The following is a 1131-nucleotide window of genomic DNA, read 5'->3' as shown; positions in this document are numbered from 1 at the left end:
CCGCGAATAGCATAAGGCACTGTAGCTCCTCCGTTGGCGACGTAGGCTTTTACTGTGTATTTTCCATCAGGAGACGTCTCCTCCGTCAAAAATTCTCCTGTCGGCAATCTACTCATATCATAGAACGCCCAGTACACTCCATAACCAATAAATGTAGCTAACAAGAAACTGACGACCAAAAACACTTTTAACGTATTTTTTTTAATCGACTTTGCCCACCTTTTATATAAATTTCCATCAAAGTATCCAAAGACCATCAATTTCCAGCCTTAGCAAATAGTTAACCCATTTACCGTACAGTCCGCTTAATCAACACATTAATCTCCTCTTTATTTTCTTCAACCAATTCCTCCAATATCTGATTCGCTTCCTCATTCATCTTTTCATCGCCGAATTGATAGCCGTCTAATTCTTCTTCCAGAAAGGTGATGAGATGTGCATTTAGTTCGTTTATTCTCCTGGCGTACTCCTTTTGGTACTCTTCTGGATCCATATGCAGCTTTTTGGCTTGAGATTCAGCAAAATCACGTATTTGCCTGCCGCCTTCATCTTTTGTGTTTTTAGGAGGCAGTTCTGCAAACCAGTCTGGATCCGTTTCTAAATTCCCAGTTATATCCAGCCCCATTTCTTGTACCTTTTGTTTTACTAATTCTAATTTAATTGTTCCATCCAAATAATCTAATGCAGTCTCATCGGGATATAAGAACCGTAAATCCCCAATCGTAATTTCCTGCCCTTTTACAATGGCTGCCGGTTCCTGATCATCATATTTCGATATGCCGCTGCAACCGGACAGGAGGAAAATAAGCAGAATAAAAGAGCATCTGAAAAAGAATGTCATTAACACACCTCCTAATACTCAATTTAAAAAATAGGCCGTTTCTGAGACAACTATGTGCAACTATCGCACCCGGTAAAAAGGCAAAGTAGTCTAAAACCGTTGATCTGCGCTGCAGCCGGACGCGTTTGAGGAGGGCGGGCGGTGAACCACACTCTTCGCTTCGCTCGCTAGGTGTTTCACCTGTCAAAGCAAAGATATGCTCCTTCTCGCTGCGCTTCACTCGCAAAAGCCGTTCTTCGTTACGGCTCTCGCTGATCCTCCGGGAGTCGCCGGCTGTAGCGAAGATCAAC

Annotated in this window: 2 protein-coding genes; both read right to left on the bottom strand. The window is 43.0% G+C overall.

Going from position 1 to position 1131, the window contains the following annotated elements; all coding sequences use genetic code 11:
- On the bottom strand, window positions 1-257 hold a 257-nt coding region (locus CSV61_RS16515), incomplete at its 3' end, for a DUF5412 family protein (RefSeq protein ID WP_233193668.1).
- Window positions 258-289: 32 nt separating this feature from the next.
- Window positions 290-841 (bottom strand): hypothetical protein, encoded by a 552-nt coding sequence (locus tag CSV61_RS16510; protein ID WP_099640097.1) that lies wholly within the window; start codon window positions 839-841, stop codon window positions 290-292.
- Between the last annotated feature and the right edge of the window lie 290 nt (window positions 842-1131).

The organism is Sporosarcina sp. P3, assembly GCF_002743415.1.
Classification (GTDB): domain Bacteria; phylum Bacillota; class Bacilli; order Bacillales_A; family Planococcaceae; genus Sporosarcina; species Sporosarcina ureae_A.
This window is presented reverse-complemented; position numbering and strand designations above follow the sequence as displayed.

Coding starts and splice junctions, on each gene's coding strand:
- CSV61_RS16510 (WP_099640097.1), bottom strand. CDS start 841: ATGACATTCTTTTTCAGATGCTCTTTTATTCTGCTTATTTTCCTCCTG.